We start from the raw sequence: 25,176 nt of genomic DNA on the forward strand, positions 1-25,176 counted from the left end.
GCCCGCCCTGTGGCTAGCCGCCCTTGACCTCCGCGGGCGTGCGGTCCCCGTCCTCGCCGCTCACGGCCGCCCCGGCCGTGGCGGTCGCCTCGGCGGCGGGCGCCGCGTCGGCCCCCTCGGGGGCGGACCCGGTCGCCGGGGAGCCGTCCTCCCGGGCGCGGGCCGCGGCCCCCTCCTCGGCGTCGTAGCTCATCAGGGCGTCCATGTCGATGGTGTTCGGCCTGTCCAGGACCTCCCGCAGGCGGTCGCGGTCCAGGCCGCCGGTCCAGCGGGCGATGACCAGGGTGCCGACGGCGTTGCCGATCAGGTTGGTCAGCGAGCGGGCCTCGGACATGAAGCGGTCGATGCCGACGATGAGCGCGATGCCCGCGAGCGGGATGACGTCGCCGAAGGCGGCCAGCGAGGCGGCCAGGGTGACCAGGCCGGCGCCGCTGACGCCCGCCGCGCCCTTGCTGGAGAGCAGCATGAACAGCAGGAGGCCGATCTGCGTCCACACGGAGATGTCGGAACCGGTCGCCTGGGCGATGAAGATGGCGCCCATGGTCATGTAGATCGCGGTGCCGTCCAGGTTGAACGAGTACCCGGTCGGGATGGTCAGGCCGACCACGGACTTCTTGACGCCCGCGGCCTCCAGCTTGACCAGCATGCGCGGCAGGACCGACTCGCTGGAGGAGGTGCCCAGCACGATCAGCAGCTCGTCGCGGATGAGGCGCAGCACCTTGAACAGGCTGAACCCGGCCATGCGGCTGACGATCCCGAGGACCACCACGATGAACAGCACACAGGTGATGTAGAAGCTGATCATGAAGTAGGCGAGGCTGCCGAGCACCTGGCCGCCGTACTCGCCGATCGTGAAGGCCATGCCGCCGAACGCGCCGAGCGGCGCGGTGTACATGACGATCTTGATGACGCCGAACATGACGTGCGACATCGTGTCCAGGGCGCGGACCGCGGTCTGGCCGCGCTTGCCCAGCATGGTGAGGGCGCAGGCGACCAGCACGGCCAGGACGAGGACCTGGATGAGCTGGCCGTCGACGAAGGCCCCGAAGAAGGATTCGGGCACCATGTGCAGGATGAAGCCGGAGACACCGCCCTCGGCGCCCTCCGCGGCGGCGATGGTGTCGGCCGCGTCGGCCTCGTCGAACGACATGTTCAGGCCGGCGCCCGGACGCATGATGTTGACGGTGACCAGGCCGATGGCGAGGGCGATCACGGTCAGCGCGGTGAAGTACACGAGCGTGCGCAGGGCGAGCCCGCCGGCCTTGGCGAGGTTGCCGAGGCTGGCGATGCCGACCACGACGGTACAGAAGATCGTCGGCGCGATGACGACCTTGACGAGCTTGATGAACAGGTCCGCGAGCCAGCGCATCTCGGCGCCCTGGGCCGGGAAGAGCAGGCCGACGGCGATGCCCAGGGCGATGCCGACGAGCACCCAGAAGTAGAGGTGGCGGTAGATGGGCTTCTTGGGCGGGGCCGGTGCCTTGTCGGCGCCCTGCCCTGCTGTGGCGGCGCGTCCGAAACTCGGCATGGCCTCTCCTTCAGGGTCCTGTGTGGCGGGTCACAGGAACTTTCGCCGAGGTGTGTTCGGGGGCCAAGTCACGCGGGGGAAACTTAAGATTTACCTGACATTCGATGACGCTCTGTCGTTCTTTGCGACACCTTGGTTAACTTTGCGTGTCCGACGCGGGTCGGTTCCGGGGCGCGGACGTGCCCCGTTCCGGGGTGTCGGCCGGTGCGCGCCCCGTTCACCTGCGAGGACGGGGCGGGGAGGCGTCCCGGGGCTCAGGTTCCGGGCGCGTCGGCCCGCGGGCGCACCCGCACGAGTTGGGAGAGCAGGGCCAGCACCGGCAGTTCCAGGAGCGGGCCGGCCACCAGCGCCACCGCGACGAGCGGCCGGTCGGGGAAGGCCGCCACGGCGATCGCCAGCGCGATCGGCGAGTTGCGCGCCGCGGTCGTCATGACCAGCGTGACCCGCTGGTCGGGGGGAAGGCGCAGCAGGCGCGACGCGAGCAGGGCCGCCGACGGCGCGACGACGAAGAACAGGACCAGGGGAGGGACCAGGCCCGCCAGGTCGCCCAGGTGGGAGGCGACCGTGCGCGCCTGCCAGGCGAACATGGCGAACACCGCCGCGTACAGCAGCGGGAGCACCGCGCGGGAGGCGAGGGGCGCCATGACGCCGTCCCGCCAGGAGGCGCCCCTCCACCTGCGGGCCGCCCACCGGGCGGCCACCGCCAGGACCAGGGGGACCACCAGGACCAGCAGGACCGCCTCCACCAGGGTCCCCGTGTCCACCATCGCCGCGTCGCCGCCGAGGAGCAGCACGTACACGGGCAGCAGCAGGAGTTGGAGGACCAGGTTCACCGGCAGCACCGCCGCGGCCACGCCCATGTGGCCCCGGGCCAGGCCGGTGAACACCAGGTACCAGTCCGTGCACGGGGTGACCAGCAGCAGGAGGAGGCCGATCCGCAGGTCGGGCGAGTCGCCGAGCAGCCCGGCGCCCAGGGCGCCCGCGAGCAGCGGCGTGAACACGAAGTTGAGCACGAGGCCGGCGGCGACGGCGGCGCGCGCGGAGCGCGCCTCCCGCACCTGGCCGGCGTCGACCTGCACGAACACCGCCGTCAGCATCAGCATCAGGGCGGGCAGCACGAAATGCCCGGCCGCCCCGCCGACCGGGAGCAGCAGGCCCAGGCCCAGCCCGGCCAGCGCGGCCGTCGCCACGAACACACTCTGGAACTTCTCTGACGTGGACACGCGGCGGCTTCCTGATGGGCGGGACGGGCGGGTCCACGCTAGTCGCCGCACGCCGCCCAGGGGTTTCCCGCCCCCGGCGGCGCGACGCCCCTCCGCCAGGATCACGCGGATGACCGTGGAGCACATCTGGCGCGGAGCCTTCGACAACACCGAGGTCGACGCCCTCCACGCCCGCGGGTTCGGGTACGAGCCCGGGGACGCGGCGGACGTGTGGGGGCGCGTCAACGACCACAGCCTGGGCTGGGTGTGCGCCCGCCGGGGGGACGAGCTCGTCGGCTTCGTCAACGTGGTCTGGGACGGGGGCGTCCACGCGTTCGTCCTGGACACCGTGACCGACCCGCGCCTGCGGCGCACCGGGATCGGCGCCGGGCTGGTGCGCCTCGCCACCGAGCGGGCCCGGGACGCCGGGTGCCGGTGGCTGCACGTGGACTTCGAGCCGCACCTGGAGCCCTTCTACCTCCGGGCGTGCGGGTTCGCCCCCACCCGGGCGGGCCTCATCGCCCTGTGAACGGGGGTGGACGACGCCGGGCCGCGCCCGGGGGCCGGCGTCACCCGCTCCACGCCCCGGCGCGCGCGGCACGGCGGGCGTATGCGTCGAACCCCGTGGCCGGTCGGCCCAGAGCCCGCTCCACGCCGTCCGCCGGACTGGAGTTGCGGCCGTCCAGGATCTCCTCGAAGAGGGCCGCCAGGCCCCGTGCCACCTCGACGGGTACCCCGGCCCCGACGGCTCCGGCGACGAACTCCTCCTCCGGGACCTCGAGGTAGGCGACGGGGCGTCCGGAGGCCCCGCCCACGATCCGGGCGGCCTCGGTGAACGTGACGGCCTCCGGACCGGTCAGCTCGTACAGCACCCCCGCGTGGCCGTCCGAGACCAGCGCCCGCACCGCGACCTCCGCGACGTCGTCGAGGTCGACGAAGGGCTCGGGCACGTCGGGGACGGGCAGCGCCAGGGTGCCGTCCATGACCGGCCCCAGCAGGAAGCTCTCGGAGAAGTCCTGGGCGAACACCGAGCAGCGCAGCACCGTCAGCCCGGGGAACACCCGGCGGACGGCCTCCTCCGCGGCCCGGGCCCCCTCCTCCCCGCGGCCGGAGAGCAGGACCATGCGTCGCGCCCCCCGCTCCGCCGCGCGGGCGGCGAACGCGGAGACGGCCCGCTCCGCCCCCGGGAAGGCGAGGTCGGGGTGGAAGCACAGGTAGACGGACGTGACGTCGTCGAGGACGGCGTCCCAGGTGGTGGCGTCGTGCCAGTCGAAGGCGGGGGCGCCCGCGCGGGAGCCGACCCGGACGTGTGCGCCGAGGCGGCGGAGGAGGGAGGTGACGCGGCGGCCGGTCATGCCGGTGCCGCCGGTGACGAGGACGGTGTCGTTCGTGTTCATGGCCCCAGTCCACCACGGCAAACTCGGATGGAACATGATGGTTCTGCTGGTTTTCATAAGTGAACGTCCAGAAACTGCAATCCGTGGGACTAGGATGCCGGTATGGACCCCCTCGTGCACCTCCTGGACGGCCCCCGCGCGCGCGGCGCCTTCACGCTGCGCGCGGTGATGAGCCCGCCGTGGGCGATCGACGTGCGGGACGGCGCCGCCCTGGCCCTGGTGGTGGTCACCTCGGGGCGCGCCTGGGTGGGCAGGCCCGGCGCCGGGACCGAGGCCGGGCCCGGAGACGTCGTGCTCGTGCGCGGACCCGCCCCCTACACGGTCGCGGACCGGAGCGGTCGCACCCCGTCCGTCACCGTCCTCCCGGGGCAGCGCTGTGTCGCCGGGGACGGGCAGGAGGTCCGACTGGCCATGAGCCACGGCGTCGGGACCTGGGGCAACGACCCCGACGGCGCGGACACGATGGTGGTCGGGGCGTACGAGGACGACAGCGAGGTCGGGCGGCTGGCACTGGCCGCGCTGCCGCCGCTGGCGCTCCTCCCCGCGGGGCGGGTCGACCCCGCGCTGGTGGACCTGCTGGCCCGCGAGATCACCACCGGCCGGGTCGCCCAGGCGAGCCTCAACGACCGGCTCCTCGACTGCCTGCTGGTCATGGCGGTGCGGGCCTGGCTGGAGGACAACCCGGACAGCGCGCCGAACTGGCTGAGCGCCCAGCACGACCCCGTCGTCGCCCGGGCGCTGGAGGCGCTGCACGAACGCGTCGCCGACCCCTGGACCCTGGACACCCTGGCGGGGGAGTGCGCGGTCTCCCGTGCGACCCTCGCGGCCAGGTTCCAGAAGGCGGTGGGGACCCCGCCCATGACCTACCTGCGCACCTGGCGGCTCACCGTCGCGGGGGACCTGCTCACGGCCCGGCCCGAGCTGGGCCTGGAGGCGGTGGCCGCCCGTGTCGGGTACGGGAGCGCGTTCGCGTTCAGCGCGGCGTTCAAGAACCACACGGGTGCGAGCCCGTCGTCCTACCGCCGGGCCGCATCCGGGGCCTGAGGACCCCGGCGCCTCCTCCCCACACGCGTGGTCCCGGCCGCGGCGGAACGTCCGTCGGGTCCGCCACGGTGTGTATCCGGTAGGTTCCGCACAGGAAGCCCATGACGGAGAGGACCCCCGTGGCCGACAGGACCCAGGCGTTCGACCAGCTCACCGACGACTACCGCCGCTACCGCCCCGACTACCCCGCGGCGCTCCTCGAGCGGCTCGACGGGCACGTCCGCGCCGGGGAGCGGGAATCCTGGCCCGCGCCGTGGCTGATGCTCGACGTGGGCGCGGGGACCGGGATCTCCACACGTGCCCTGCGCCGCGTGTTCGGTCCCGCGCCCCGGATCGTCGGGGTCGAACCCGGCCGGGCCATGCGGCGCACGGCCGAGGCGGACGCCCCCGAGGGGGTCGGGTTCGTCGAGGGCAGGGCCGAGGAGGTCCCCTTCCCGGATTCCTCGGCCGTCCTCGTGCTCGCGGCGCAGGCCGTGCACTGGTTCGACCGTCCCGCGTTCTACGCCGAGGCCGCGCGGCTGCTCGCGCCGGGCGGGACCGTCGCGGTCCTCAACAACGACCGCGACTGGACCGCCGGCGCGTTCGTGGACGCCTACGAGGGCCTCCTGGAGGAGTACGGGGACGACTACCGCCGCGACTACCGGGCCTACGACACCGCGGGCGAGATGAACGCCGCCGACGGCCTGGCCGACGCGGTGGAGAGCAGCGCCTCCTGGACGCGCGTCCTCGACCCCGAGGGGTTCGTCGGCACGGCCCTGTCCTCCAGCAAGGTGGCCGCGGTGGTCCGCAACATCGGGGAGCGGCGCACCCGCGACGCCCTCACCGCGCTCGTCGCCGAGCACTTCCCGGAGGGGGAGGTGCGGATCCCCTACACGTCCAGGCTCTTCCTCGCCCGCCGCGAGGGCTGACCCGCGGGGCCCGGAGGCCGGGCGGGGCCGTCCCCGTCGCGGGAGCCCGTCGAGCCCTCGCATTCCGGCCCCCGGACAGGGGCGCGGCCCGGCCGCCGCCCCCGGTTTCGCCGACCCGTGGCAGGCCCGCGCGGGGCGGGGCGCGGCCACCGCCGGACGGAACCGGTCACGGGCCGCGCCGCACCGTCAGAGCAGCAGCCGGGCGACGGCCGCGAGGTCCGCCACCACCGTGGTCGCGTGCGCGAGCTCCGACGGAGGGCTCGTGGTCGCCACCGCCAGCACGGGCATCCCGGCGGCGATCCCGGCGCTCGCCCCGTTGGGGGAGTCCTCCACCACCACGCACCCCTGCGGGGAGACCCCCATGCGCTCGGCGCCCAGCAGGTACGGCTCGGGGTCGGGCTTGCCCTCGGTGACGTCGTCGGCGGTCACCAGCACCCGGGGGAACGGCAGCCCGGCCGTCCCGAGGCGGGAGCGGGCGATCCTGTCGCCCCCTGAGGTGACGACCGCCCAGGGGCGCCCGCGGGCGTCGAGCTCGGTGAGCAGGCCGAGGGCCGCGGGCAGGGCCCGGACCCCGTCGCCCGCGGCGGCCTCGTGGGCCTCGATCCGCCGGGCCTCCTCGGCCGGGTCCAGGTGCGGGGCGACCAGGCGCGCCAGTCCGACGTCGGTGCGCCCGTGGCTGTGCTCCAGGACCTCGTCCACGTCGAGGCCGCGTTCGGCGGCCCACACCGTGAGGCCGGTACGGACGCTCTCCATGGAGTCCACCAGTACGCCGTCCAGGTCGAACAGCACCGTCGCCCCGTCGTAGTCGCCCACGTCGCCCCCTCGGTTCCGTATCGGCCGGTCCTCCAGGGTGCCAGAACCCGGTGCGGCGCGCGGCGGCCGGAACGGGCGGGACACGCCCCGTCCGCGCCCCGTCCGCGCCCCGTCCGCGGTCGGCCGCCGGAGGGTGGTCAATTACAGTTGACCCATGGACACCGAACAGCTGGCCGCCCTCGCCCGCGCCACCGACGGCGACGACCCCCTGGCCGGTCTCGACGCCACGGTGCGCGTCCGCAGGGAGATGGAGCGGGTCGAGGCCGTACTCGTGCGCCGGGCGCGCAACCGGGGCTCCACGTGGGCCGAGATCGCGGAGGTCCTCGGCGTCTCCAAGCAGGCCGTCCACAAGAAGTACGGGGGCCGGGGGCTCCTCGGCTCCCAGAAGTAGGGACCGCCCCGCCCCGCGCGGCACGGTCAGCGCAGCGCCGCCGCGAACCTCTCCATGCGCCCGCCGAACCCCTCCGCGTCGCCGAACCACACCGCCACCGAGTCCGCCCCGGCGGCCGTCAGCTCCCGGAACAGCTCCACGGCGCGGCCGAAGCCCTCCTCGTCCCCGGACCAGGCGATCCGGGTGCCCGACCGGACGGGGCGGTCGGTCAGGCACCGCAGCCGGTTGCGCGCCGCCACGAACTTCTCCGCGGTCAGCCCGACGCCCTGCCACTCGTCGCCCCACTCGGCCGCGCGCCGCAGCGCCCGGTCGGAGGCGCCGCCGACCATCACCGGCACGGGACGCGCCGGGCGGGGCTCGAACACGCCGCTCCCGTAGGAGTGGAACCGGCCCTCGAACGGGCCGCCGCCCCCGAACAGGTGCCGCAGCAGCCGCAGCGTCTCGTCCGTCCGGGCCCCGCGTGTGGCGAAGTCGGCCCCCACCGCGGCGAACTCCTCCTCGGACCAGCCGACGCCCACCCCCAGCACGAACCTCCCTCCCGACAGGGCGTCCAGGGTCGCCGCCTGCTTCGCGAGGACCAGGGGGTCCCGCAACGGCGCCACCAGCACCGACGTGCCCAGCCGGATCCGCGTGGTGCGGGCGGCCAGGTGAGCCAGGGACACCAGCGGCTCGTACACGCCGCCGAACTCGGTCCCGTACGGGGCGGGCGGCAGCAGGTGGTCCGGAAGCCACACGGCGTCCACCCCCAGCTCCTCCGCCCGGACGCCCAGGTCGGTCAGGGTCCGCGGGGACATCTCCGGGGACTCGTCGGGGAGCACCACCTGGAGGCGGGTGCCGGTGATCGGTTCGGTCAGCTCGCTCATGAGCCGACGGTAGACCGTGCCGCCGGCTCCCGGGGAGACCCTCTCCGGCGAGCCAGGGCCCCGGCTCCGCGGACACGCCCGTTCCGGCGCCGGGCCCTCACCGCCCCTCGGGCAGCGTCACCCGGGCGAGGACCGCCCGGTGGTCGCTGCCCGTGACCTCCACGACCTCGAACGCGCCGACGCCCATCGACTCGTCGACCAGCACGTGGTCGATGGTGACGCCGGGCAGCCCGCCCCCCGTCGGCCATGTGGGCTCCAGCCCCCGGCCTTGGACGGTCGCGGCGCTCACGTAGCCCGCGTCCAGGACGCGGCGCAGCTCGGCGTGGTCCAGGGTGGCGTTGAAGTCGCCGGCCAGGATCCTGAGCCCCGGCCGGTGGAGGAGGTTCCCGGGGTCCGCGGCCGAGGGTTCCGCGTTCCCGGGACCGGGCAGGGCGCGCAGTCCTTCCCGCCACCCGTCCATGGTCCCGGGGGCCAGGGGAGGCAGGGGGTGCACCGACACCACCTCCACGGGGAAGGAGTACCCGGGCACCTCCATGCCGGCGCGGGGCATCGCGAACGCCCCGGTCCCCGCCGCCGCGTCGCCCAGGTCGGTGAGGGGGAGGGCCGCGTGGACGCTGCTGCCGTGCACACCCGCGGCCGAGTGGTCGACCGTGTGGGGGAGGAGGTCGTCGAGCCCGGCCTCGGACAGGGCCTCCACCAGGTCCGGTGTGACCTCCTGGAGGGCGAGGACCGTCACCCCGCGGTCGCGCACCAGTGCGACCACCTCGGCGACGTCGGCGCCGCCGCCGAGGGCGTTCAGGCTCATGACCCGCAGCTCCGGGCCGCCGGCCCCGGAGATCCCGAAGGGGATCGCGCGCGGTACGACGGCCGCCGCGAGGACGGCCGCCGCCGCGACCAGCACGGCCAGCGGCACCCACCGCCGCAGCAGGCCCGCGGCCGTCGCCGCCAGGAGTGCGGCCCCCAGAACGTACGGGGTGTAGGCCAGCGCGGGCACCAGCGGCCACCCACGCTCCAGGCCGAGCCCCCGCAGCGCGGCGAACACCGCGAAGCCCGCCGCCGCCAGCGCGACCAGGACGGTCACGGCCGCCGAGCGGCGGCGTGCCGCCGGAGCCGTTCCCCGTGTCCCCGCCCGATCCATGACCCCGACCTCCGTGTCCCGCGGACGGTCGCGCCCGCCCCGGATAGGACTCCCCCCGAGGCTGCCGGGTTCGGACGGTTTCCGGCGGGAGCCGCGCCAGGAGCGCCGGGGCGCGATCCCACCGGCCCCGGGGCCCGCCGGCGCCGGGGGGGGCGGCCCTCACGGCCTGGCGGCGGCCTCCGTCAACCGCTTCCACGCCTTCTCCAGGTGCGGATGGCCCGCTCCCGGGCGCCGCACCAGGTAGGCCGTGTCGACGGGCGGATCCGCCGGGTCCAGGAGCGTGACCAGGCGGCCGTCGTCCAGCGCCGCCTGGCACAGGTACCGCGGCAGCACCGTCACCCCGGCTCCGCCGACCACCGCCGCCAGAACCCCGCGCAGGTCGGGCACGGTGACCGCGGGCGTGCAGGTCAGCCGCACGCCGAACACGTGGCGCCAGTACCGGCGGAGGAGGGGCAGGTCGTCGTCGTACGCCACCAGGGGGATCGCGCACAGCGCCGAGGAGCCCTGGCGGCCCAGCCGTTCGCGGTGGATCCGCCGCGCCCACCCGGGCGACGCCACCAGGACGGACTCCGTGTCCGCCAGCGGATCGGCGATCAGCGTGCGACCGCGCGGCCGCACCGTCGACAGCACCAGGTCGTGCCTGCCCGAGCGGAGTCCGTCCAGGAGGTCGTCGGCCGGTCCGGTCCGGACCCGCAGCCGCACCCCCTCCTCCACCAGCGGGGCGAGGGCGGGCAGGACCAGGGAGTGGAGCGCCTCGGCGGGCCCCGCCAGCCGCAGCGGCACGGGCGGGGAGGCCGTGTCGCCGCCGCTCTCCCCGGCCACCACCTCCAGGGCGTCCAGCGGCTCGGCGATCCGGGCGGCCAGGTCGTTGGCCTCGGCGGTGGGGGCCACGCCCCGGGGCAGCCGGTCGAACAGTTCGTGGCCCAGCCTGCGCTCCAGCGAGCGGATCTGCGTGGTCACCGTCGGCTGTGACAGTCGCAACAGCTGGGCGGCCGCGGTGAAGGAGCCCGACCTGTGCACGGCCAGGAAGGTGCGCAGCTGCTGGAGGTCCAGCGCCCCGGCAACCGATCCATTGGAATCTCTATAGGTCACCTTGCCGATTTTATTGGTGGACGAATACGTTGCCGCACTAGTGTCTGCCTGGACCGGGGCAGCCCGGTCCACCGCACACGACGTCCGGAGGTTGCGCCATGCCAGTCACCAGCAGGGAAGTCCATCTCGTCGCACGCCCCTCCGGCGAGCCCGAGCCCACCGACTTCTCCCTCGTCGAGACCGAGGTCGGCGACCCCGGGGCCGGGGAGGTCCTCGTGCGCAACTCGTGGATCTCCGTGGACCCCTACATGCGGGGCCGCATGAACGACGCCAAGTCCTACGTCCCGCCCTACCGCCTCGGCGAGGCGATGGACGGCGGCGCGGTGGGCACCGTGGTCGCCTCCGGCAGCGACGACGTCCCGGTCGGCGCCACGGTCCTGCACTCCGCCGGGTGGCGCGAGTACGCACTCCTGCCCGCCGGGGCGGCGCGCGTGGTCGACCCCGGTCTGGCCCCCGTCGAGAACTACCTCAACGTCCTCGGCATGATCGGCCTCACCGCCTACGCCGGGCTCGTCGAGGTCGCCCCCGTGAAGGAGGGCGACGTGGTGTTCGTCTCGGGAGCCGCGGGAGCGGTCGGCTCGATCGCCGGCCAGATCGCCCGCAAGCTCGGGGCCTCCCGCGTGGTCGGATCGGCGGGCGGCCCGGAGAAGCGGCGCCGGGTCGTCGAGCAGTTCGGCTTCGACGCCGCCATCGACTACCGCGAGGGCGACCTGGAGGGGCAGCTCGCCGAGGCCGCGCCCGACGGGATCGACGTCTACTTCGACAACGTCGGAGGCGCCCACCTGCGGGCGGCCATCGCGGCGATGCGCGACCACGGGCGGATCGCCCTGTGCGGCGCGATCTCCCAGTACAACGCCACCGAGCCCGTGCCGGGGCCGGACAACCTGTTCCTCGCGGTCGGCAAGCGGCTCAACCTGCGCGGGTTCATCGTCGGCGACCACGCCCACCTGGCGGCCGAGTACGCCCGGCTGGCGGCGGGCTGGATCGCGGACGGGGAGCTGCGCACCGAGGAGACCGTGGTCGACGGCATCGACAACGCCGTCCGGGCCTTCCTCGACATGATGCGGGGGGCGAACACCGGCAAGATGCTGGTCCGCCTCGCCGACTGAGCCCTTGCCTGGAGTGCACTCCAGGTTGCCATCATGGGTGACACGCCCCGCAGCCACCACGGACTCCGTGACCACGGAAAGGCTTCCATGCAGTACGTCACGCTGAACAACGGCCTCACCATGCCGCAACTCGGGTTCGGTGTCTGGCAGGTCGCCGACGACGCGGCCCAGGCCGCCGTCGAGACCGCCCTGGAGAGCGGCTACCGCAGCATCGACACGGCCAAGCTGTACGAGAACGAGGCCGGTACGGGCCGTGCGCTCGCGGCGTCGGGCCTCCCCCGCGAGGAGTTGTTCGTCACCACCAAGCTGTGGAACGACGACCAGGGGTACGACAACGCGCTCAAGGCCTTCGACGCCAGTCTCGACCGGCTCGGCCTGGACTACGTCGACCTGTACCTCATCCACTGGCCCGCGCCGGCGAGGGGCGCCTACGTCGAGACCTGGAAGGCCCTGGAGCGGATCCACTCCGAGGGGCGGGCCAAGGCCGTCGGGGTGTCCAACTTCACCGCCGCGACCCTGGACCGCGTCGTGGAGGAGGGAGACGTGGTCCCGGCCGTCAACCAGATCGAGCTGCACCCCTACTTCTCCCAGGAGGCCATGCGGGCGGCCAACGCCCGCCACGGCGTCGTCACCGAGGCGTGGAGCCCTCTGGGCCAGGGCAAGGACCTGCTGCAGGACCCCGTGCTCGGCGCGATCGGCGCCGCGTACGGCAAGTCCGCCGCACAGGCGGTGCTGCGCTGGCACATCCAGAGCGGCAACGTCGTGATCCCCAAGTCCGTGACCCCGTCGCGGATCCGGGAGAACTTCGACGTCTTCGACTTCGAGCTGTCCGGTGACGACATGGACAAGATCGGATCGCTGAACCGTGACGGCCGGATCGGTCCGGACCCCGACACCCTCGGCTGAGAGCCGTCTCCTCCGGGGCCGTGACCGGGCCCGGGGGTGGGGTCATCCGACGCTCCCGGGCTGTGGAAACAGCCCGGGAGCGTCTTTCATGGGACGAAACGGCTGGGGCGTGAAGTAAACGTCCCGCCTTGCGCATGGCCGGAACCGGACGAAGCGGTACGCGCGCGCACCACGGCCCACACCCTTCCCAGGGGCCGGTCCGCAAGGGGTATGGACCTGCTGGACGCCTCGGGTCAGGACCTGCGCCGCCCCCGAGTGGCGTGGTGCCGAACAGAGGCGTACAGTCCCTCTGGTGCGCCGGGAAACATACGACGGCGGACACCAGCTCTCCTCTACGCGAAACCAGATCCATGACCGTCGTCCCCCTTCGTGCCGCACGCGTGTACCGCTCGGAGAACGCCGAGCGCTCCGTCCACGCCTGGTGCCACAAAGCCCTGAGCCAGTGGCCCGAACTCGGGCCCCTTCCGCCTGTGGAGACCCGTCTGGGGAGCACGCAGGCCTTTCGCGCCGAAGGCGGTGCCGGCACCCCGGTACTGGTCCTGTCGGGCACCAACTTCAACGCCGCCACCACGGTCCCCGCCGCACGCGCCCTGTCCGCGGACCGGCCGGTGCTGCTGGTCGACGTTCCCGGACAGCCCGGCCTCAGCTGCAGCCAGCGGGTCGGCGGGACCAGGATCGAGACCTACGGCGCGTGGCTGGACGAGCTCCTGCCCCGGATCACCGACGGGCCCGTCCTGGTGCTGGGACACTCGCGCGGCGCCGCCATCGCGCTCGCCTCGACCCCGTCCCCGCTGGTCGCGGGGATGCTGCTGCTCAACCCCGCGGGGCTCACCGCGGCCGGTGTCAGCTCGGAGTCGATGCGCGCGACGCTGCCCTGGATGATCCACCCCAACGAGCAGACCAGCGGTCGCCTCGTCGAGTTCCTCAGCGGCCCGTCCGCGGAGGAGTGCGCCGAGCGCCGCGCCGAGGCCGAGTGGCTGACCATGGTGGCCCGCTACTGCCGCACGGGCACCACTCCCAACCCGCTCCACGGCGAGCAGTTCCGCGCCTGGGCGGACACGCCGGTCGCCGTGGCGACCGGATCGCACGACCCCTTCTTCTCCCCCGCGCGCCTGCACGGGCCGGCCCGCCGGTTCCTGAACACCGGGGTCCACACGATCGAGGGCGCGGGCCACCTGTCGCTGTACGAGCAGCCCGAGAGGGTGTGCGAGCTGCTGCGCGGGCTCGACGCCTGACCCGCCCCCCGTGGCGGCCTCCCGCCGCACACGGGCGCGGCCCCGCCGCCGCGCTCCCGCCCCCGCGCGAACGCGGCGGGCCGGACGCGTGAGCCGCTCCCGCGACCCCCGGTTCCCTCCGCCCGTCCTCCGGCGCCGCGCCGCCGGACGGGCGGCCCCTCCGCCGCGCCCCCGGCCGCCCGGCGCCCCGGCCCGGTGCCGTCCTCCCCGTTCGCGGCCCGGCACGGTGCCGTCCTTTCGTGTTTTTCTGGTGTTTTGCTCTACAAGAGCACAGTGTGGCAGGAACCTTTATTTAAAACGGGAACGACGTCATTTCCTATGAAATGAACGCAGGTGAAACTGCCCTTCCCGGTGCGTATCCTTGCCCGGGGCCGCTCCGAGATCCCCCGGCCCCGCCCGCGCGCCGAAAGCACCCGAAACACCAGAGGGCAGTGCATGTCGAAAAAACTGGCACACGTGCTCGGGCTCGAAACGAACCCGACGATCTTCTTCACCTCCGCCGCACTGACCGTCGTCTTCGTGGTGTGCGCCATCGTCTTCACCGACACGGTGGACGCCGTCTTCGGCACCGCCTCGCAATGGATCCTGACCCATCTCGGATGGCTCTACATCCTCGGGGTGACGTCCTTTCTCGCCTTTCTCGTGTGGATCGCGTGCAGCCGCTACGGCGGTGTGCGGCTCGGTCCCCCGGGCAGTGCGCCGGAGTACGGCAACCTCGCCTGGTTCTGCATGCTCTTCGCGGCCGGGATCGGCAGCATCCTCATGTTCTGGGGCGTGGCCGAGCCCATCAGCCACTACGCGGACCCGCCCCAGGGCGACGTCGAGCCGGAGTCGGTGGAGGCGGCCCGGCAGGCCATGGGGTTCACGCTGTACCACTTCGGCCTGCACACCTGGACGATCTTCTGCCTGCCGGCGCTGGCCTTCGCCTACTTCGTGTACCGCAAGGGCCTGCCGTTCCGGGTCAGTTCGGTCTTCCACCCGTTCATCGGGGACCGGATCGACGGTCCACTGGGAAGGACCGTCGACATCGTCGCGGTCCTCGGCACGCTGTTCGGCGTGGCCGTCACCATCGGCCTGGGGACCATGCAGATCAACAGCGGCCTCAACACGCTGTTCGGCATCGAGGAGAGCCGCCTCACCCAACTGGTCCTGATCGCCGTGGTCACGGCCGTCGCGGTCGCCTCGGTGGCCTCGGGGCTCGACGTCGGGATCAAGTGGCTCTCGCTGGTCAACGTCGTCCTCGCCGTCGCCCTGCTGGTGTTCGTCTTCCTGGCGTCCTCCCCGCTCTACCTGGCGAAGGGCACCATCGAGACCGTGGGCGTGTACCTGGAGCGGCTGGTCCCGCTGTCGTTCTGGAACGACACCTTCGGCAACACCGGCTGGCAGGGCGCCTGGACGGTCTTCTACTGGGCGTGGACCATCACCTGGTCGCCGTTCGTCGGCATCTTCATCGCCCGTATCTCCAAGGGCCGCACCATCCGCGAGTTCGTGTTCGGCGTGCTCGTCCTGCCCACGGCCTTCAGCATCGTGTGGTTCGGCGTCTTCGGACTGTCGGCCTTCGACATCGAGATGAACCGGGGCGGCGGGCTGGTGCGGGAGGTGGCCGTGGAGCAGGACATACCAGGCGCGCTGTTCGCGTTCCTGGAGCACTTCCCGATGGCCACGCTCGTCTCGGCCGCCTCGATCCTCATCGTGGTCATCTTCTTCACCACGTCCTCGGACTCGGCGTCCCTGGTCGTGGACATGCTGTGCTCGGGCGACGCCGTCACCCCGACCCGGCAGCGGGTGTTCTGGGGGGTCGCCGAGGGCGTGGTCGCCGCGACGGTCCTCACCGCGACGGGCGTGGGCGGCCTGGACGCCCTGCAGCAGACGATCATTGTGTTCGGCCTGCCGTTCTTTGCGATCGGCTTCTTCATGATGGCCGGGCTCGTGCGCTCCCTCCGGGCGGAGGAGGGGGCGGGGACCCGGGGGGCGCGTGACATCCCGCTCGCCACCCGGGCCCGCCGGATGGCCCGGCGCGACAAGCGGGGCGCCGTCCGCGCCCGGGGGCGCCGCGGGGGGACCGGGGCGCGGCGCGGCGGGTGAGCGGATCCGGTCCGGGGTCCCGCCCCGGCGGGCCGGCCGCCGTGCCCCGGGGCCGCGGGCGGCCGGATCCTACGCCGGGTCCTCGCCCGGGGGCCGCCCGTCGCGCGGGTCCCGGCCGACGGCCGGCAGGATCACCTCGTCCACGATCCGGGCCACGTACTCCTCGTCGGGGAAGGCCTGGTGGTCCATGCCGTACTTGATCATCATGGCCTCGCCGATGTCGACGGTGAGGGACGTGACCCGGTCGGGGTCGATCCGGCCCCGATCGGCGTAGTGCTCCAGCACGGTGCGGGTGAAGCGACCGCCGCGCGCGTCGAACACCTCCTCCGTGAACCGCCTGTACAGGTCGGGGTGGTGCCGCGCCTCGGCGACCACGGCGAACATCGCCTGCCCGCGGGTGCCGTCGACCATGACGCCCCGCAGGAGCATGAGGGCGCGGACGAGGTCCCCCCGCAGGTCGTCGGCCCCGGGCGTGGGCACCTCCTGCGGGAGGGTGTGGTACATCGCGTCGATCAGGATGTCGCCGGGGGTGGGCCAGCGCCGGTACAGGGAGGTCTTCGCGGTACCGGCGCGGCGGGCGACGCCCTCCATGGACAGACGGGAGAGGCCGACCTCGGCGGCCTCGGCGAGGACCGCCTCGTGGATCGCGTCGAGCAGTTCCCTCCCGCGCCTGCGCGTGGCCCGGGGCGCGTCCGGCCGCGGGCGGTCCCGCGCGCCCCCGCCCCCGGAGGGGTCCTCCTCCTGGCCGCGGGTGCGCTCCCCGGCCCGGTCCCGCACCACGTCGTCCGCCACCCCTGCCTCCCCTGGCCGCTTCCGGCCGGGGAGCGACTTCCCAAACAAGAAACGGTGCCGTATCTTAAAAACGTCGTTGGATACGCCATCGTATCCAATCCCCACCCACCTGGCCCCGCCCTGCCCCCGTGCGGCGTGAACGGAGCTTCCCGTGTCCCTCCCACCTCCCCCCGGGGCCCCCGCCTCCGGCGGCGTCCCGCTCAGCCGGCGGTCCCTGGCGCCCGACCTGTCCCGCGGCGTGATGCTGCTGGTGATCGCCGTCGTGCACGCCCACGTCTTCCAGGAGATGGTCGGCGGCGACCCGCAGGCGCCGGGTGCGGCGTTCGACGCCGCCACCACGGTCTTCGTGATGACGTTCGCCGAGGGGCGCGGCTACCCCATGTTCGCCGCGCTGTTCGGCTACGGGCTCGCCCGTGTCCACCTGCGCCGCGTGGCCGAGGGGCAGCCCTGGCCGCGGGTGCGCTCCCTGGTCCGCAGAAGGGGGCGCTGGCTGGTCCTCATCGGGCTCCTGCACACCGTCCTGCTCTTCTTCGGTGACATCATCGCCGTCTACGGGCTCATCGCCCTCATGTTCGCCGGGCTCCTCCACGTCGGAGACCGGAGGCTGCTCGCCCACGGGTTCACCTGGATGGCCCTCGGCACGCTGGTCTACGCCTTCCTCAACACCGTGCCCTCCTTCACCGACCCCGCCGCCGGGGGAGGGGTCCTCACCGGGAGCCCGCTGGCGGACATGGTGACGCGGCTGTTCACGTGGCCGGTCATGACCCCGATGCTCCTGATGACGTCGGTGTTCCCGTTCGCCGTGGGGGTGTGGGCGGCCCGCCGCCGCGTCATGGAGGAGCCCGGGCTCCACCTCGGCCTGCTGCGCCGGAGCGCCTTCGCCGGCATCCCCGTCGCCGTCCTGGGGGGCCTGCCGTACGGCCTGGCCTCGGCCGGGCTCTGGGAGACCGCCGGCGCGGCCGAGACCGGTCTCGCCTGGCTGCACCTGCTCACCGGCTACGCGGGCGGCTTCGGCTACGCGGCGCTCATCGCCCTGCTCGCGGTCCGCCTCGGCGACCGGCGGGGCCCGGTGGTCCGGGCACTGGCGGCCACCGGCCAGCGCTCGATGACGTGCTACCTCCTGCAGTCGGCGGGGTGGGCCGTGCTGTTCCCGCCGTACGCGCTCGGCCTGGCGTCGGGCCTCTCCGGGCTCGGCTCGGTCCTGGTCGGCGCGGCCGTCTGGCTGGCCACCGTGGTGATCGCCGACGTCATGCGGCGCACGGGGGCGCGCGGCCCCGCCGAACGCCTCCTGCGGTGGGGCACCTACCGGGAGCCCCGCTCCGGCGCCGCGACCGTGACGGCGGAGGCGCGCTCCGGCGGCTGAGCACGGCTCGCGTCCGCCGCGGGAAATCCCGTGGAGGCCGCCGGTCGGGGTGCACGATGATGGTCCGATGACCACTTCCGACGACGAGCGCTTCCTCGCCGCCACCTCCGACCGGCTCGCCTCCCTCCCCGCCGTGCGGGCCGTCGCCCTCGGAGGCTCCAGGGCCCGGGGCTCCCACCGGCCGGACAGCGACTGGGACCTGGCCCTCTACTACCGGGGCGGGTTCGACCCGCAGGACCTGCGGGACACGGGCTGGCCCGGCGAGGTCTCGGAGCCGGGGGACTGGGGCGGCGGCGTCTTCAACGGCGGAGCCTGGCTGCGGATCGACGGACGGGCCGTGGACGTGCACTACCGCGACCTCGACGTCGTCGAACACGAGCTCGCCGAGGCGGGCGCGGGCCGGTTCCGGGTGGAGCCGCTCATGTTCCACCTGGTCGGCATCCCCAGCTACCTCGTCGTCGCCGAACTCGCGATCGGCCGTGTCCTCGTCGGGGACCTGCCCCGGCCCGACTACCCCGAGGCGCTGCGCCGGTCCGCGCCGCCGGTCTGGCGCGGTCTGGCCTCCGCCACCCTGGCCTACGCCGAGCGCCACCACGCGCCCCGCGGCAGGGTCGCCCAGACCGCGGGCCTGGTCGCCCAGGCGGCCTCCCACACGGCGCACGCGGTACTGGCCGGCCGGGGGGAGTGGGTCACCAACGACAAGGAGCTCCTGGCCCGGGCGGGGCTGGAGGAGGTGGACCTCGTGGTGGCCGGGATGACCGCCGACCCCCAGGACCTCGTCGCGGGGGTGGCGGAGGCCGGCCGGATCCTCGCGACGGCCTGAGGCGGGGCGGCCGTGGCCGGCCCCGGCCGCGGGGTCACGCGCCCGGCCTCCGCCCGGGGGAGGCCTCCCCGCCGCGCGCTCCGCGCCGGGAGGCGGTCACCACCAGCGTCAGCACGCCCGCGACCAGGCCCCAGAACGCCGACCCCACCCCGAGCAGCGTGAACCCGGACGCCGTCGCCAGGAACGTCACCACCGCCGCCTCCCGGGACCGTTCGTCCGACAGCGCGGACGCCAGGGACCCCCCGATCGTCCCGAGCAGGCCGATCCCCGCGATCCCCAGGACCAGGGTGGCGGGCAGGGCGGCCAGCAGGGACGCCACCGTCGCCCCGAACACGCCGACGCACAGGTAGAAGACCCCCGCCCACACCCCCGCGAGGTAGCGGCGTTCCGGGTCGGGATGGGCCTGCGGACCGGTGCAGATGGCCGCGGTGATCGCCGCCAGGTTCATCCCGAAGCATCCGAACGGGGCCAGCACCATGTTGGTCGCCCCGGTCCACCCGATCACGGGGGAGACCGGCACCCGGTAGCCGTCGTTGCGCAGGACCGCCACCCCGGGCAGGTTCTGGGACGCCATGGTCACCACGAACAGCGGCACGCCCACGCTCACCAGCACCTGCCACGAGAACTCGGGCACCACGAACACCGGGGCGGCGAGCGCGGGCCGCACCCCGCCCAGGTCCAGGGTCCCCCGTGCGGCGGCGGCCGCCGCGCCCGCGGCCAGGGACAGGATCACGGCGTAGCGCGGCAGCCACCGCCGGGACAGCAGGTACGCCGCGAACATCGCGGCCACCACCGCGAAGTCGTCCTCCATGCTCGTGAAGAGGCCGACCCCGAACTGGAGCAGGACCCCGGCCAGCAGGCCCGCCGCGAGCGGGACCGGAACCCGGTCCATCACCCTCTCGAACCAGCCGGTGACCCCGCTCAGGGTGATCAGGGCGGCCGAGAACAGGAACGCCCCGACGGCCTGCGCCATCGTCACCCCGTCCAGGCCCACCGCCAGCAGCGCCGCGCCCGGCGTGGACCACGCGGTGACCACGGGGGCCCGGTAGCGCAGCGACAGCCCCACACAGGTCACCGCCATGCCCACGCCCAGGGCGAGCATCCACGAGGCGATCTCCCCGGAGGACGCCCCGGCGGCCTCGGCGGCGGTGAACACGATCGCCGCCGAGCTGGTCACCCCGACCAGGACGGCGATCAGACCGGCGGCGACCGCGGGGACGGGGGCGACGCCTCCGAGGCGACGGGCGAGGGTTCTCATGGTCGACCATCCTGCCCGGCCGCCGTCCCGGGGCCGCCGCCGGGGCGGGAGGAGGGCGGGGTCCGCCGCCGGGCGGCGACCGAAACCCGGTGGCCGCGGACGGGGCCGCCGGGGACGATGGACCCATGGAACGATCATTCGACGAACTCGTGGCCGAGGCCGAGGCGGAGCCCACGGAGGGCTGGGACTTCTCGTGGCTGGACGGCCGGGCCACCGAACAGCGCCCCTCCTGGGGCTATCAGCGCACGATGGGGGAGCGCATGGCCTGCGCGTCCGCCGCCCTCGACATCGAGACGGGGGGAGGCGAGGTGCTGGCCGGCGTCCCCGAACTCCCCAGGACGGCGGTGGCGACCGAGTCCTGGCCGCCCAACGTCGCCGCGGCCACCCGGCTGCTCCACCCGCGGGGCGTCGCGGTGGTCGCGACCGGGGACGGCCGCCCGCTGCCGTTCGCGGACGGCGCGTTCGACCTGGTGGTCTCCCGGCACCCCGTCGCCACGTGGTGGGAGGAGATCGCCCGCGTGCTCGCCCCCGGCGGCACCTACCTCTCCCAGCAGGTGGGGCCGGAGAGCGTGTTCGAGGTGGTGGAGTTCTTCCTGGGACCGCGCCCGGAGGAGGACCGCCGGTCCCGGCACCCGGACGACGCGCGCGAGGCTGCCAGGGCGGCCGGGCTCGACGTCGTCGACCTGCGCCTGGAACGGCTGCGCACGGAGTTCTTCGACGTCGGCGCGGTCGTCTACTTCCTGCGCAAGGTGATCTGGATGGTGCCGGGGTTCACCGTCGACGCCTACCGGGAACGGCTCCTGGACATGCACGAGCACATCCGGCGCGAGGGGGCGTTCACGGCGACCACGACCCGCTTCCTCGTCGAGGCCCGCAAGCCCCGGGGCTGAGGCCGCCCGCAGGCGGACCGGCCTCCGCGGCCGCGGCCCGGCGCGGAGGGCCGGTCCGGTGGCTCAGGCGCCGGCCCTGACGTGCTGGACGACCTCGAACCCCCAGATCTCGCTGCCGGTCGCGGCCGGCCCGCCCTGCCCGTGCCCGTGTCCGGTCGCCTCGCCGCTCCGACCCGCGTCGGCGGCGGCCTGGGCGTGCCCGTGCTTGAACGCCTGGCCGCCCACCCAGTTCCGGAAGTCCTCCTCGGAGCGCCAACGGGTGTACACCAGGTACTTGTCGGTGCCCTCGACCGGGCGCAGGAGCTGGAACTCCTCGAACCCCGGCTGGTTCTCCACCAGCCCGGCCCGCTTGGCGAAGCGCTCCTCCAGTGTGGCCCCGGCACCCTCGGGGACGGTCAGGACGTTGAACTTGACGACGCTGCTCACGCGGCACCTCTCCACCGTTGACTTCGACCTTCACCGCCCAACCTAGGGCACCCCCCTCCCCGGCGCCGGTCGGCCCCGCGGCAACGGCCGGGCGAGTGGAGGACAGAGGACGACCGCCACCGCCCCTAGGGTCGGAGCCGTGACCACTCTCGACCGACGCGCACTCAACCGCGCGACACTGGCCCGCCAGTTCCTCCTCGAACGCGGCGACGACACCGCACTCGCCGTGGTGCGCCGACTCGTCGGGCTCCAGGCCCAGGACCCCGAACCGCCCTGCTTCGGCCTGTGGTCCCGGATCGAGGGTTTTCGGGCCGGCGACCTCGCCGGACTGCTGCACAGCCGCGACCTCGTCCGGGCGACCCTTCTCCGGGGCACCCAGCACCTGGTCGCCGCCGACGACTACCTGTGGCTGCGCCCCGTCCTGCAGCCCATGCTGCTCCGCTGGCAGCGGGGCGCGTTCGGGAAGGCCACCGCGGGCCTGGACACGGGCGAACTCGCGGACGCGGCGCGCGGACTCCTCACCGCGGGTCCCGTGCCCCGACCCGAACTCGGCCGGGCCCTCGCCGACCGCTGGCCCGGCCGCGACCCGGTCGGGCTCGCCCGCTCGGTCCAGGGCCTCCTGCCCGTGCTGCACCCGCCGCCCGACGGCACGTGGGGGCGGCGCGGAACGACCCCGTTCGCCCTCGCGGAGCAGTGGCTCGGCCGACCGCTCGCAGACGACCCCTCCCTGGACGATCTGGTGCTGCGCTACCTGGCGGCGTTCGGCCCGGCCTCGGTCCGGGACGTCCAGGCGTGGAGCGGGGCGACCCGGCTGGGCGCGGTCGTGGACCGCCTCAGGCCCCGGCTGTGCGTGTTCCGCGGTGAGGACGGGCGGGAGCTGTTCGACCTCCCCGACGCGCCCCGGCCCGATCCCGCGACCCCGGCGCCGGTCCGCTTCCTGGCGCTCCTGGACAACGTCCTCGTCGGCCACCACGACAGGTCCCGCATCGTCGAGGACGACCGCCGACCGTACCTCGTGGTGGAGGCGCCGCTGACCGTGGACGGTTTCGTGCGGGGCCTGTGGCGGCTCGAGCGGCCCAGGGGCCGTTCCCGCGCAGAGGGAGGCGGGAGGGACCGCGCGGTGCTGGACGTGCGACTGTTCACCCCGCTGACCCCGGCGGAGGAGGATGCGGTCGCGGAGGAGGGCGAACGCCTGCTCGGCCTCGCGGCGGCCGACGCCGACGGCCACGGGCTCAGGCTACGGCCCCTGGACCCCTGACCGGTGGCGGACGCCCGGAGCGGGGTCAGCCGAGAACCACCCGCCCCGAGGCGTCCACGCTCCACCCCGGGTTGTGCGCGACCTCCCACACCACCCCGTTGGGGTCCCGGACGTGCGCGTGGAAGATGCCCCCGAACTCGCCCCGCCGCGGACTCTTGAGCACGGTCCCGCCCGCCGCGGCCATCGCGTCCACGGTCCGCCCGACCTCCTCGGGGCCGTCGACGTTGTGCGACAGGGTCACCCCGGACAGCCCCGAGGACCCGGGCGGCAGCCCCAGGTCCCGGTCGAACTTCTCCGCGTCGAACAGGCCCAGCACCTGCCCCGGGGCGACCTGGAAGAAGACGATCTCGTCCGGGACGTCCATGAGCGGCTCCCAGCCGAGCCCGTCACGGTAGAAGCGGCGGGCCGCCTCCAGGTCGGGGGTGGCGAGCGTGACGAAGTGGACCTGCTGCCTCATGGCGTGCTCCTCGGGTCGCGGTCGCGGGCTCCCCATCATCCCGGATCCCGGCGCCGCGTCCCGTGCGCCCCGCCCGGTCGCGCTCCGGCACGGCGGGCCGACCGCCTACAGACCGTGCTTGCGGGCGACCACGGCGAGGACGAGCGAACGGGGGAAGAGCCTGCGCAGCGCGAACACCACCGGCGCGTTGCTGCCGACCGCGTACAGGGGCCGCGGCCGGTCCGCCTCGATCGCCCGCACGACGGTCCGGGCGACCCGGCCCGCGGAGATCCCGGCCGACTCGTTGGCGTCGAGCGCGGTGAGCATGGTGCGGTACTCGCCCGCGAACGGGGAACCGTCGCGCAGGTACTGGGTCCGCCGCTCGCTGATACCGGTGTTGATCGACCCCGGTTCCACCGTGGCCACCCCCACCCCGAACGGGGACACCTCGCGGCGCAGGGCGTCGGCGAACCCCTTGACCGCCGCCTTCGACGCGACGTAGGACGACCGGTACGCCAGGGGGAAGCTCGCCAGCATCGACCCCACCATGACCACCCGGCCGTACCCGCGCCCGCGCATCCCCGGGAGGAGGAGCTGGGTGAGCCGCACGGCCCCGAACACGTTGATCCGGAACAGCCTCTCCACGGCGTCCGGGGGCAACTCCTCGAACGGACCGCTCTGGCTCTCACCGGCGTTGTTGACCAGCACGTCCACGTCGCCGACGGCGGAGGCGCACGCCTGGACCGACGCCTCGTCGGCCAGGTCGAGGGCCAGGTACTCCACGCCCGACACCGGCTCGGCCACCGACCCGGGTCTGCGGCTGGTGCCGTACACGCGGTAGCCGCGCCGGACCAGTGCGGCGGCCACGGCCGCGCCGATACCCGACGACGCGCCGGTGACGAGCGCGGTCCGCTGGACGGTGGGACGGTTCATGGCGGTCCTTCCGGGAGGGGTCGGCGCGCTCGCGCCGCGCGTGTGAGCGATGATCGCACGGCGAGCCCCGAGCGGCCGGCCCAGCCCTCCCCGGCGCCCGCGTCAGTCCCAGCGGTGCGGGTCGAACAGGCCGATCGGCAGGTCGGTCCGGCCGTCCCCGGCCAGGTCGGCCAGGGCCTTGCCGACGGCGGACGCGAACTTGTAGCCGTGCCCGGAGAAGCCCCCGGCGAGCACCAGCCCGGGAAGCTCCCTGCGCCGGCCGATGACGAAGTGCTCGTCCGACGTCATCGTGTACATGCAGGAGGCCATGCGCTCGGGAAGGGCCTCGACGCCGCGCAGCCCCGAGGCCAGCGCGCCGAGCCTGCGGGCGTCGGCGGGGTCGGGCTCGCGCGGCCCCGCGTCCGGGTCCACCGGCTCGCCCCACTGGGCCCCCTCGCGCCTCGGGCCGGGGGCCTCGGCGTGCACGCCGATCTTGACGGTCCGGCCCCCGTCCAGGCTCGGGAACCCGTACCAGGTGCAGTCGTCCCCGTCCCGGGCGAACACCGGGCCGGCCACGTGCGCGGCCGGGTCACCGGTGGTGCGGAACCAGCCCAGCACCCGCCGCTCGACCGTGATCCCCCCGCCCAGGCCGGCCACCTCGGGCACCAGCGAGGGGAGCCACGCGCCGGCGGTGACGACGACCCTCCGGGCGCGGATCACGGTGTCGCCCACCACCACGCGGGGCCGGTCCGGATCCGGTTCGATCCGGGTCGCCACGGCCCCGGTGAGCACCCGTGCCCCCGCCGCCCCGGCGAGCCGGACGGCCGCCAGGATCGACGCCTCGGGCAGGACCACGCCGGCGTCCTCCTCGAACACGCCGACCTCGCCCGTGCGCAGCCGGTGGCCGGGGAAGCGGGTGCGGACCTCGTCGGCGGAGAGCAGTTCGTAGGAGAGGCCGTGGTGCCGGGCCGCGGCCAGCGACCCGGCGACGGCGGCACTGTCCGGCGCTCCGGCCATCAGCGCCCCGGTGCGCAGCACGAGCCGTTCCCCGGACGCCTCCTCCAGCTCCGACCAGGCGCGCCAGGCCGCTCGGACGAACGGCACGTACTCGGCGCCCTCCAGGTAGGCGGTGCGGATGATGCGGGACTCCCCGTGGCTGGAACCCCGGTCGTGGCCGGGGGTGAACTGCTCCACCCCGACGGCGTCGACGCCGGACCGGGCCAGGCGCCACAGGGCCTGCGCCCCCATGGCCCCCAGGCCGACCACGACGGTGTCGGTCTCCAGCAGGTTCGCCACGCGGTTCCTCC

25 protein-coding genes are annotated in these 25,176 nt (G+C 74.3%); 12 read left to right on the top strand and 13 right to left on the bottom strand.

Features of this window, described 5'->3' with window-relative positions:
• Window positions 1-13: 13 nt before the first annotated feature.
• Together dctA and ACQPYD_RS06025 are read right to left on the bottom strand one after the other, a co-directional pair.
• Window positions 14-1,528: a C4-dicarboxylate transporter DctA gene (dctA, locus tag ACQPYD_RS06020; protein ID WP_433700124.1), complete on the bottom strand. Its 1,515-nt coding sequence runs from the start codon at window positions 1,526-1,528 to the stop codon at window positions 14-16.
• A 254-nt stretch (window positions 1,529-1,782) separates the two neighbouring features.
• Window positions 1,783-2,751 carry an arsenic resistance protein gene (locus ACQPYD_RS06025; RefSeq protein WP_433700125.1) on the bottom strand — a complete coding sequence of 323 codons (969 nt, stop codon included), beginning with the start codon at window positions 2,749-2,751 and terminating at the stop codon, window positions 1,783-1,785.
• 109 nt (window positions 2,752-2,860) lie between these two features.
• On the opposite strand from ACQPYD_RS06025, the gene ACQPYD_RS06030 reads away from it, so the two are divergent.
• Window positions 2,861-3,259, top strand: a complete 399-nt coding sequence (locus tag ACQPYD_RS06030) for a GNAT family N-acetyltransferase (protein ID WP_433700126.1) — start codon at window positions 2,861-2,863, stop codon at window positions 3,257-3,259.
• Between the two features lie 40 nt (window positions 3,260-3,299).
• Here ACQPYD_RS06030 and ACQPYD_RS06035 read toward each other — a convergent pair whose 3' ends face one another.
• Window positions 3,300-4,127, bottom strand: a complete 828-nt coding sequence (locus ACQPYD_RS06035; RefSeq protein ID WP_433700127.1) for an NmrA family transcriptional regulator — start codon at window positions 4,125-4,127, stop codon at window positions 3,300-3,302.
• 102 nt (window positions 4,128-4,229) lie between these two features.
• Here ACQPYD_RS06035 and ACQPYD_RS06040 point away from each other — a divergent pair, with 102 nt between their 5' ends.
• Entirely contained in the window at window positions 4,230-5,171 is a 942-nt protein-coding gene (locus ACQPYD_RS06040; protein ID WP_433700128.1) for an AraC family transcriptional regulator, read from the top strand.
• Window positions 5,172-5,290: 119 nt separating this feature from the next.
• A complete protein-coding gene (locus ACQPYD_RS06045; protein ID WP_433701970.1) occupies window positions 5,291-6,079 on the top strand; it encodes a class I SAM-dependent methyltransferase in 789 nt (262 codons plus the stop codon).
• 186 nt (window positions 6,080-6,265) lie between these two features.
• On the opposite strand, the gene ACQPYD_RS06050 is transcribed toward ACQPYD_RS06045, so the two are convergent.
• Window positions 6,266-6,892 carry an HAD-IA family hydrolase gene (locus tag ACQPYD_RS06050; protein ID WP_433700129.1) on the bottom strand — a complete coding sequence of 209 codons (627 nt, stop codon included), beginning with the start codon at window positions 6,890-6,892 and terminating at the stop codon, window positions 6,266-6,268.
• Between the two features lie 154 nt (window positions 6,893-7,046).
• On the opposite strand from ACQPYD_RS06050, the gene ACQPYD_RS06055 reads away from it, so the two are divergent.
• Window positions 7,047-7,283, top strand: coding sequence for a hypothetical protein (locus tag ACQPYD_RS06055; RefSeq protein ID WP_433700131.1), 237 nt, complete (start codon window positions 7,047-7,049; stop codon window positions 7,281-7,283).
• Window positions 7,284-7,309: 26 nt separating this feature from the next.
• On the opposite strand, the gene ACQPYD_RS06060 is transcribed toward ACQPYD_RS06055, so the two are convergent.
• From ACQPYD_RS06060 to ACQPYD_RS06070, 3 genes are all read right to left on the bottom strand, one after another.
• Entirely contained in the window at window positions 7,310-8,146 is an 837-nt protein-coding gene (locus tag ACQPYD_RS06060; protein ID WP_433700132.1) for a TIGR03619 family F420-dependent LLM class oxidoreductase, read from the bottom strand.
• Window positions 8,147-8,243: 97 nt separating this feature from the next.
• Entirely contained in the window at window positions 8,244-9,284 is a 1,041-nt protein-coding gene (locus ACQPYD_RS06065; protein ID WP_433700133.1) for an endonuclease/exonuclease/phosphatase family protein, read from the bottom strand.
• Window positions 9,285-9,443: 159 nt separating this feature from the next.
• Window positions 9,444-10,376 (bottom strand): LysR family transcriptional regulator, encoded by a 933-nt coding sequence (locus tag ACQPYD_RS06070; protein WP_433700134.1) that lies wholly within the window; start codon window positions 10,374-10,376, stop codon window positions 9,444-9,446.
• Between the two features lie 98 nt (window positions 10,377-10,474).
• Here ACQPYD_RS06070 and ACQPYD_RS06075 point away from each other — a divergent pair, with 98 nt between their 5' ends.
• The 4 genes from ACQPYD_RS06075 to ACQPYD_RS06090 all read left to right on the top strand — a co-directional run bounded on the left by ACQPYD_RS06075 (window position 10,475) and on the right by ACQPYD_RS06090 (window position 15,711).
• Window positions 10,475-11,485: an NADP-dependent oxidoreductase gene (locus tag ACQPYD_RS06075; RefSeq protein ID WP_433700135.1), complete on the top strand. Its 1,011-nt coding sequence runs from the start codon at window positions 10,475-10,477 to the stop codon at window positions 11,483-11,485.
• A gap of 87 nt (window positions 11,486-11,572) precedes the next feature.
• A complete protein-coding gene (locus ACQPYD_RS06080; protein ID WP_433701971.1) occupies window positions 11,573-12,391 on the top strand; it encodes an aldo/keto reductase in 819 nt (272 codons plus the stop codon).
• Between the two features lie 350 nt (window positions 12,392-12,741).
• Complete coding sequence (locus ACQPYD_RS06085) at window positions 12,742-13,626, top strand: alpha/beta fold hydrolase (protein ID WP_267948492.1); 885 nt, start codon at window positions 12,742-12,744, stop codon at window positions 13,624-13,626.
• A gap of 435 nt (window positions 13,627-14,061) precedes the next feature.
• Window positions 14,062-15,711 (top strand): BCCT family transporter, encoded by a 1,650-nt coding sequence (locus ACQPYD_RS06090; protein WP_433700136.1) that lies wholly within the window; start codon window positions 14,062-14,064, stop codon window positions 15,709-15,711.
• 69 nt (window positions 15,712-15,780) lie between these two features.
• On the opposite strand, the gene ACQPYD_RS06095 is transcribed toward ACQPYD_RS06090, so the two are convergent.
• Window positions 15,781-16,503 (bottom strand): TetR/AcrR family transcriptional regulator, encoded by a 723-nt coding sequence (locus ACQPYD_RS06095; RefSeq protein WP_433700137.1) that lies wholly within the window; start codon window positions 16,501-16,503, stop codon window positions 15,781-15,783.
• A 151-nt stretch (window positions 16,504-16,654) separates the two neighbouring features.
• Between ACQPYD_RS06095 and ACQPYD_RS06100 the strand changes: the two genes are divergently transcribed.
• Complete coding sequence (locus ACQPYD_RS06100) at window positions 16,655-17,866, top strand: DUF418 domain-containing protein (RefSeq protein WP_433700138.1); 1,212 nt, start codon at window positions 16,655-16,657, stop codon at window positions 17,864-17,866.
• 67 nt (window positions 17,867-17,933) lie between these two features.
• Window positions 17,934-18,689 (top strand): nucleotidyltransferase domain-containing protein, encoded by a 756-nt coding sequence (locus ACQPYD_RS06105; protein WP_433700139.1) that lies wholly within the window; start codon window positions 17,934-17,936, stop codon window positions 18,687-18,689.
• Between the two features lie 34 nt (window positions 18,690-18,723).
• Here the strand turns inward: ACQPYD_RS06105 and ACQPYD_RS06110 are convergent, their stop codons facing one another.
• A complete protein-coding gene (locus ACQPYD_RS06110; protein WP_433700140.1) occupies window positions 18,724-19,947 on the bottom strand; it encodes a benzoate/H(+) symporter BenE family transporter in 1,224 nt (407 codons plus the stop codon).
• Between the two features lie 125 nt (window positions 19,948-20,072).
• On the opposite strand from ACQPYD_RS06110, the gene ACQPYD_RS06115 reads away from it, so the two are divergent.
• Window positions 20,073-20,837 carry a class I SAM-dependent methyltransferase gene (locus ACQPYD_RS06115; RefSeq protein WP_433700141.1) on the top strand — a complete coding sequence of 255 codons (765 nt, stop codon included), beginning with the start codon at window positions 20,073-20,075 and terminating at the stop codon, window positions 20,835-20,837.
• A gap of 63 nt (window positions 20,838-20,900) precedes the next feature.
• On the opposite strand, the gene ACQPYD_RS06120 is transcribed toward ACQPYD_RS06115, so the two are convergent.
• Window positions 20,901-21,263 carry an antibiotic biosynthesis monooxygenase family protein gene (locus tag ACQPYD_RS06120; RefSeq protein ID WP_433700142.1) on the bottom strand — a complete coding sequence of 121 codons (363 nt, stop codon included), beginning with the start codon at window positions 21,261-21,263 and terminating at the stop codon, window positions 20,901-20,903.
• Between the two features lie 139 nt (window positions 21,264-21,402).
• On the opposite strand from ACQPYD_RS06120, the gene ACQPYD_RS06125 reads away from it, so the two are divergent.
• Complete coding sequence (locus tag ACQPYD_RS06125) at window positions 21,403-22,521, top strand: winged helix DNA-binding domain-containing protein (RefSeq protein WP_433700143.1); 1,119 nt, start codon at window positions 21,403-21,405, stop codon at window positions 22,519-22,521.
• 25 nt (window positions 22,522-22,546) lie between these two features.
• Here ACQPYD_RS06125 and ACQPYD_RS06130 read toward each other — a convergent pair whose 3' ends face one another.
• The 3 genes from ACQPYD_RS06130 to solA all read right to left on the bottom strand — a co-directional run bounded on the left by ACQPYD_RS06130 (window position 22,547) and on the right by solA (window position 25,117).
• Window positions 22,547-22,978 carry a VOC family protein gene (locus ACQPYD_RS06130; protein WP_433700144.1) on the bottom strand — a complete coding sequence of 144 codons (432 nt, stop codon included), beginning with the start codon at window positions 22,976-22,978 and terminating at the stop codon, window positions 22,547-22,549.
• A gap of 105 nt (window positions 22,979-23,083) precedes the next feature.
• Window positions 23,084-23,890 (bottom strand): SDR family oxidoreductase, encoded by an 807-nt coding sequence (locus ACQPYD_RS06135; RefSeq protein ID WP_433700145.1) that lies wholly within the window; start codon window positions 23,888-23,890, stop codon window positions 23,084-23,086.
• Between the two features lie 102 nt (window positions 23,891-23,992).
• On the bottom strand, window positions 23,993-25,117 hold the full coding sequence (gene solA, locus ACQPYD_RS06140; protein WP_433701972.1) for an N-methyl-L-tryptophan oxidase: 1,125 nt from the start codon (window positions 25,115-25,117) through the stop codon (window positions 23,993-23,995).
• Window positions 25,118-25,176: the final 59 nt, after the last annotated feature.

Source organism: Nocardiopsis sp. CA-288880 (genome assembly GCF_050955985.1).
Classification (GTDB): domain Bacteria; phylum Actinomycetota; class Actinomycetes; order Streptosporangiales; family Streptosporangiaceae; genus Nocardiopsis; species Nocardiopsis tropica.

Excerpts from the sequence above, each read along its gene's own strand:
- ACQPYD_RS06110 (WP_433700140.1), bottom strand. The coding sequence starts at position 19,947 with ATGAGAACCCTCGCCCGTCGCCTCGGAGGCGTCGCCCCCGTCCCCGCG.
- ACQPYD_RS06130 (WP_433700144.1), bottom strand. The coding sequence starts at position 22,978 with ATGAGGCAGCAGGTCCACTTCGTCACGCTCGCCACCCCCGACCTGGAG.
- ACQPYD_RS06075 (WP_433700135.1), top strand. The coding sequence starts at position 10,475 with ATGCCAGTCACCAGCAGGGAAGTCCATCTCGTCGCACGCCCCTCCGGC.
- dctA (WP_433700124.1), bottom strand. The coding sequence starts at position 1,528 with ATGCCGAGTTTCGGACGCGCCGCCACAGCAGGGCAGGGCGCCGACAAG.
- ACQPYD_RS06135 (WP_433700145.1), bottom strand. The coding sequence starts at position 23,890 with ATGAACCGTCCCACCGTCCAGCGGACCGCGCTCGTCACCGGCGCGTCG.
- ACQPYD_RS06080 (WP_433701971.1), top strand. The coding sequence starts at position 11,573 with ATGCAGTACGTCACGCTGAACAACGGCCTCACCATGCCGCAACTCGGG.
- ACQPYD_RS06065 (WP_433700133.1), bottom strand. The coding sequence starts at position 9,284 with ATGGATCGGGCGGGGACACGGGGAACGGCTCCGGCGGCACGCCGCCGC.
- ACQPYD_RS06115 (WP_433700141.1), top strand. The coding sequence starts at position 20,073 with ATGGAACGATCATTCGACGAACTCGTGGCCGAGGCCGAGGCGGAGCCC.
- ACQPYD_RS06090 (WP_433700136.1), top strand. The coding sequence starts at position 14,062 with ATGTCGAAAAAACTGGCACACGTGCTCGGGCTCGAAACGAACCCGACG.
- ACQPYD_RS06040 (WP_433700128.1), top strand. The coding sequence starts at position 4,230 with ATGGACCCCCTCGTGCACCTCCTGGACGGCCCCCGCGCGCGCGGCGCC.
- ACQPYD_RS06085 (WP_267948492.1), top strand. The coding sequence starts at position 12,742 with ATGACCGTCGTCCCCCTTCGTGCCGCACGCGTGTACCGCTCGGAGAAC.
- ACQPYD_RS06060 (WP_433700132.1), bottom strand. The coding sequence starts at position 8,146 with ATGAGCGAGCTGACCGAACCGATCACCGGCACCCGCCTCCAGGTGGTG.
- solA (WP_433701972.1), bottom strand. The coding sequence starts at position 25,117 with ATGGGGGCGCAGGCCCTGTGGCGCCTGGCCCGGTCCGGCGTCGACGCC.
- ACQPYD_RS06055 (WP_433700131.1), top strand. The coding sequence starts at position 7,047 with ATGGACACCGAACAGCTGGCCGCCCTCGCCCGCGCCACCGACGGCGAC.
- ACQPYD_RS06030 (WP_433700126.1), top strand. The coding sequence starts at position 2,861 with ATGACCGTGGAGCACATCTGGCGCGGAGCCTTCGACAACACCGAGGTC.
- ACQPYD_RS06105 (WP_433700139.1), top strand. The coding sequence starts at position 17,934 with ATGACCACTTCCGACGACGAGCGCTTCCTCGCCGCCACCTCCGACCGG.
- ACQPYD_RS06035 (WP_433700127.1), bottom strand. The coding sequence starts at position 4,127 with ATGAACACGAACGACACCGTCCTCGTCACCGGCGGCACCGGCATGACC.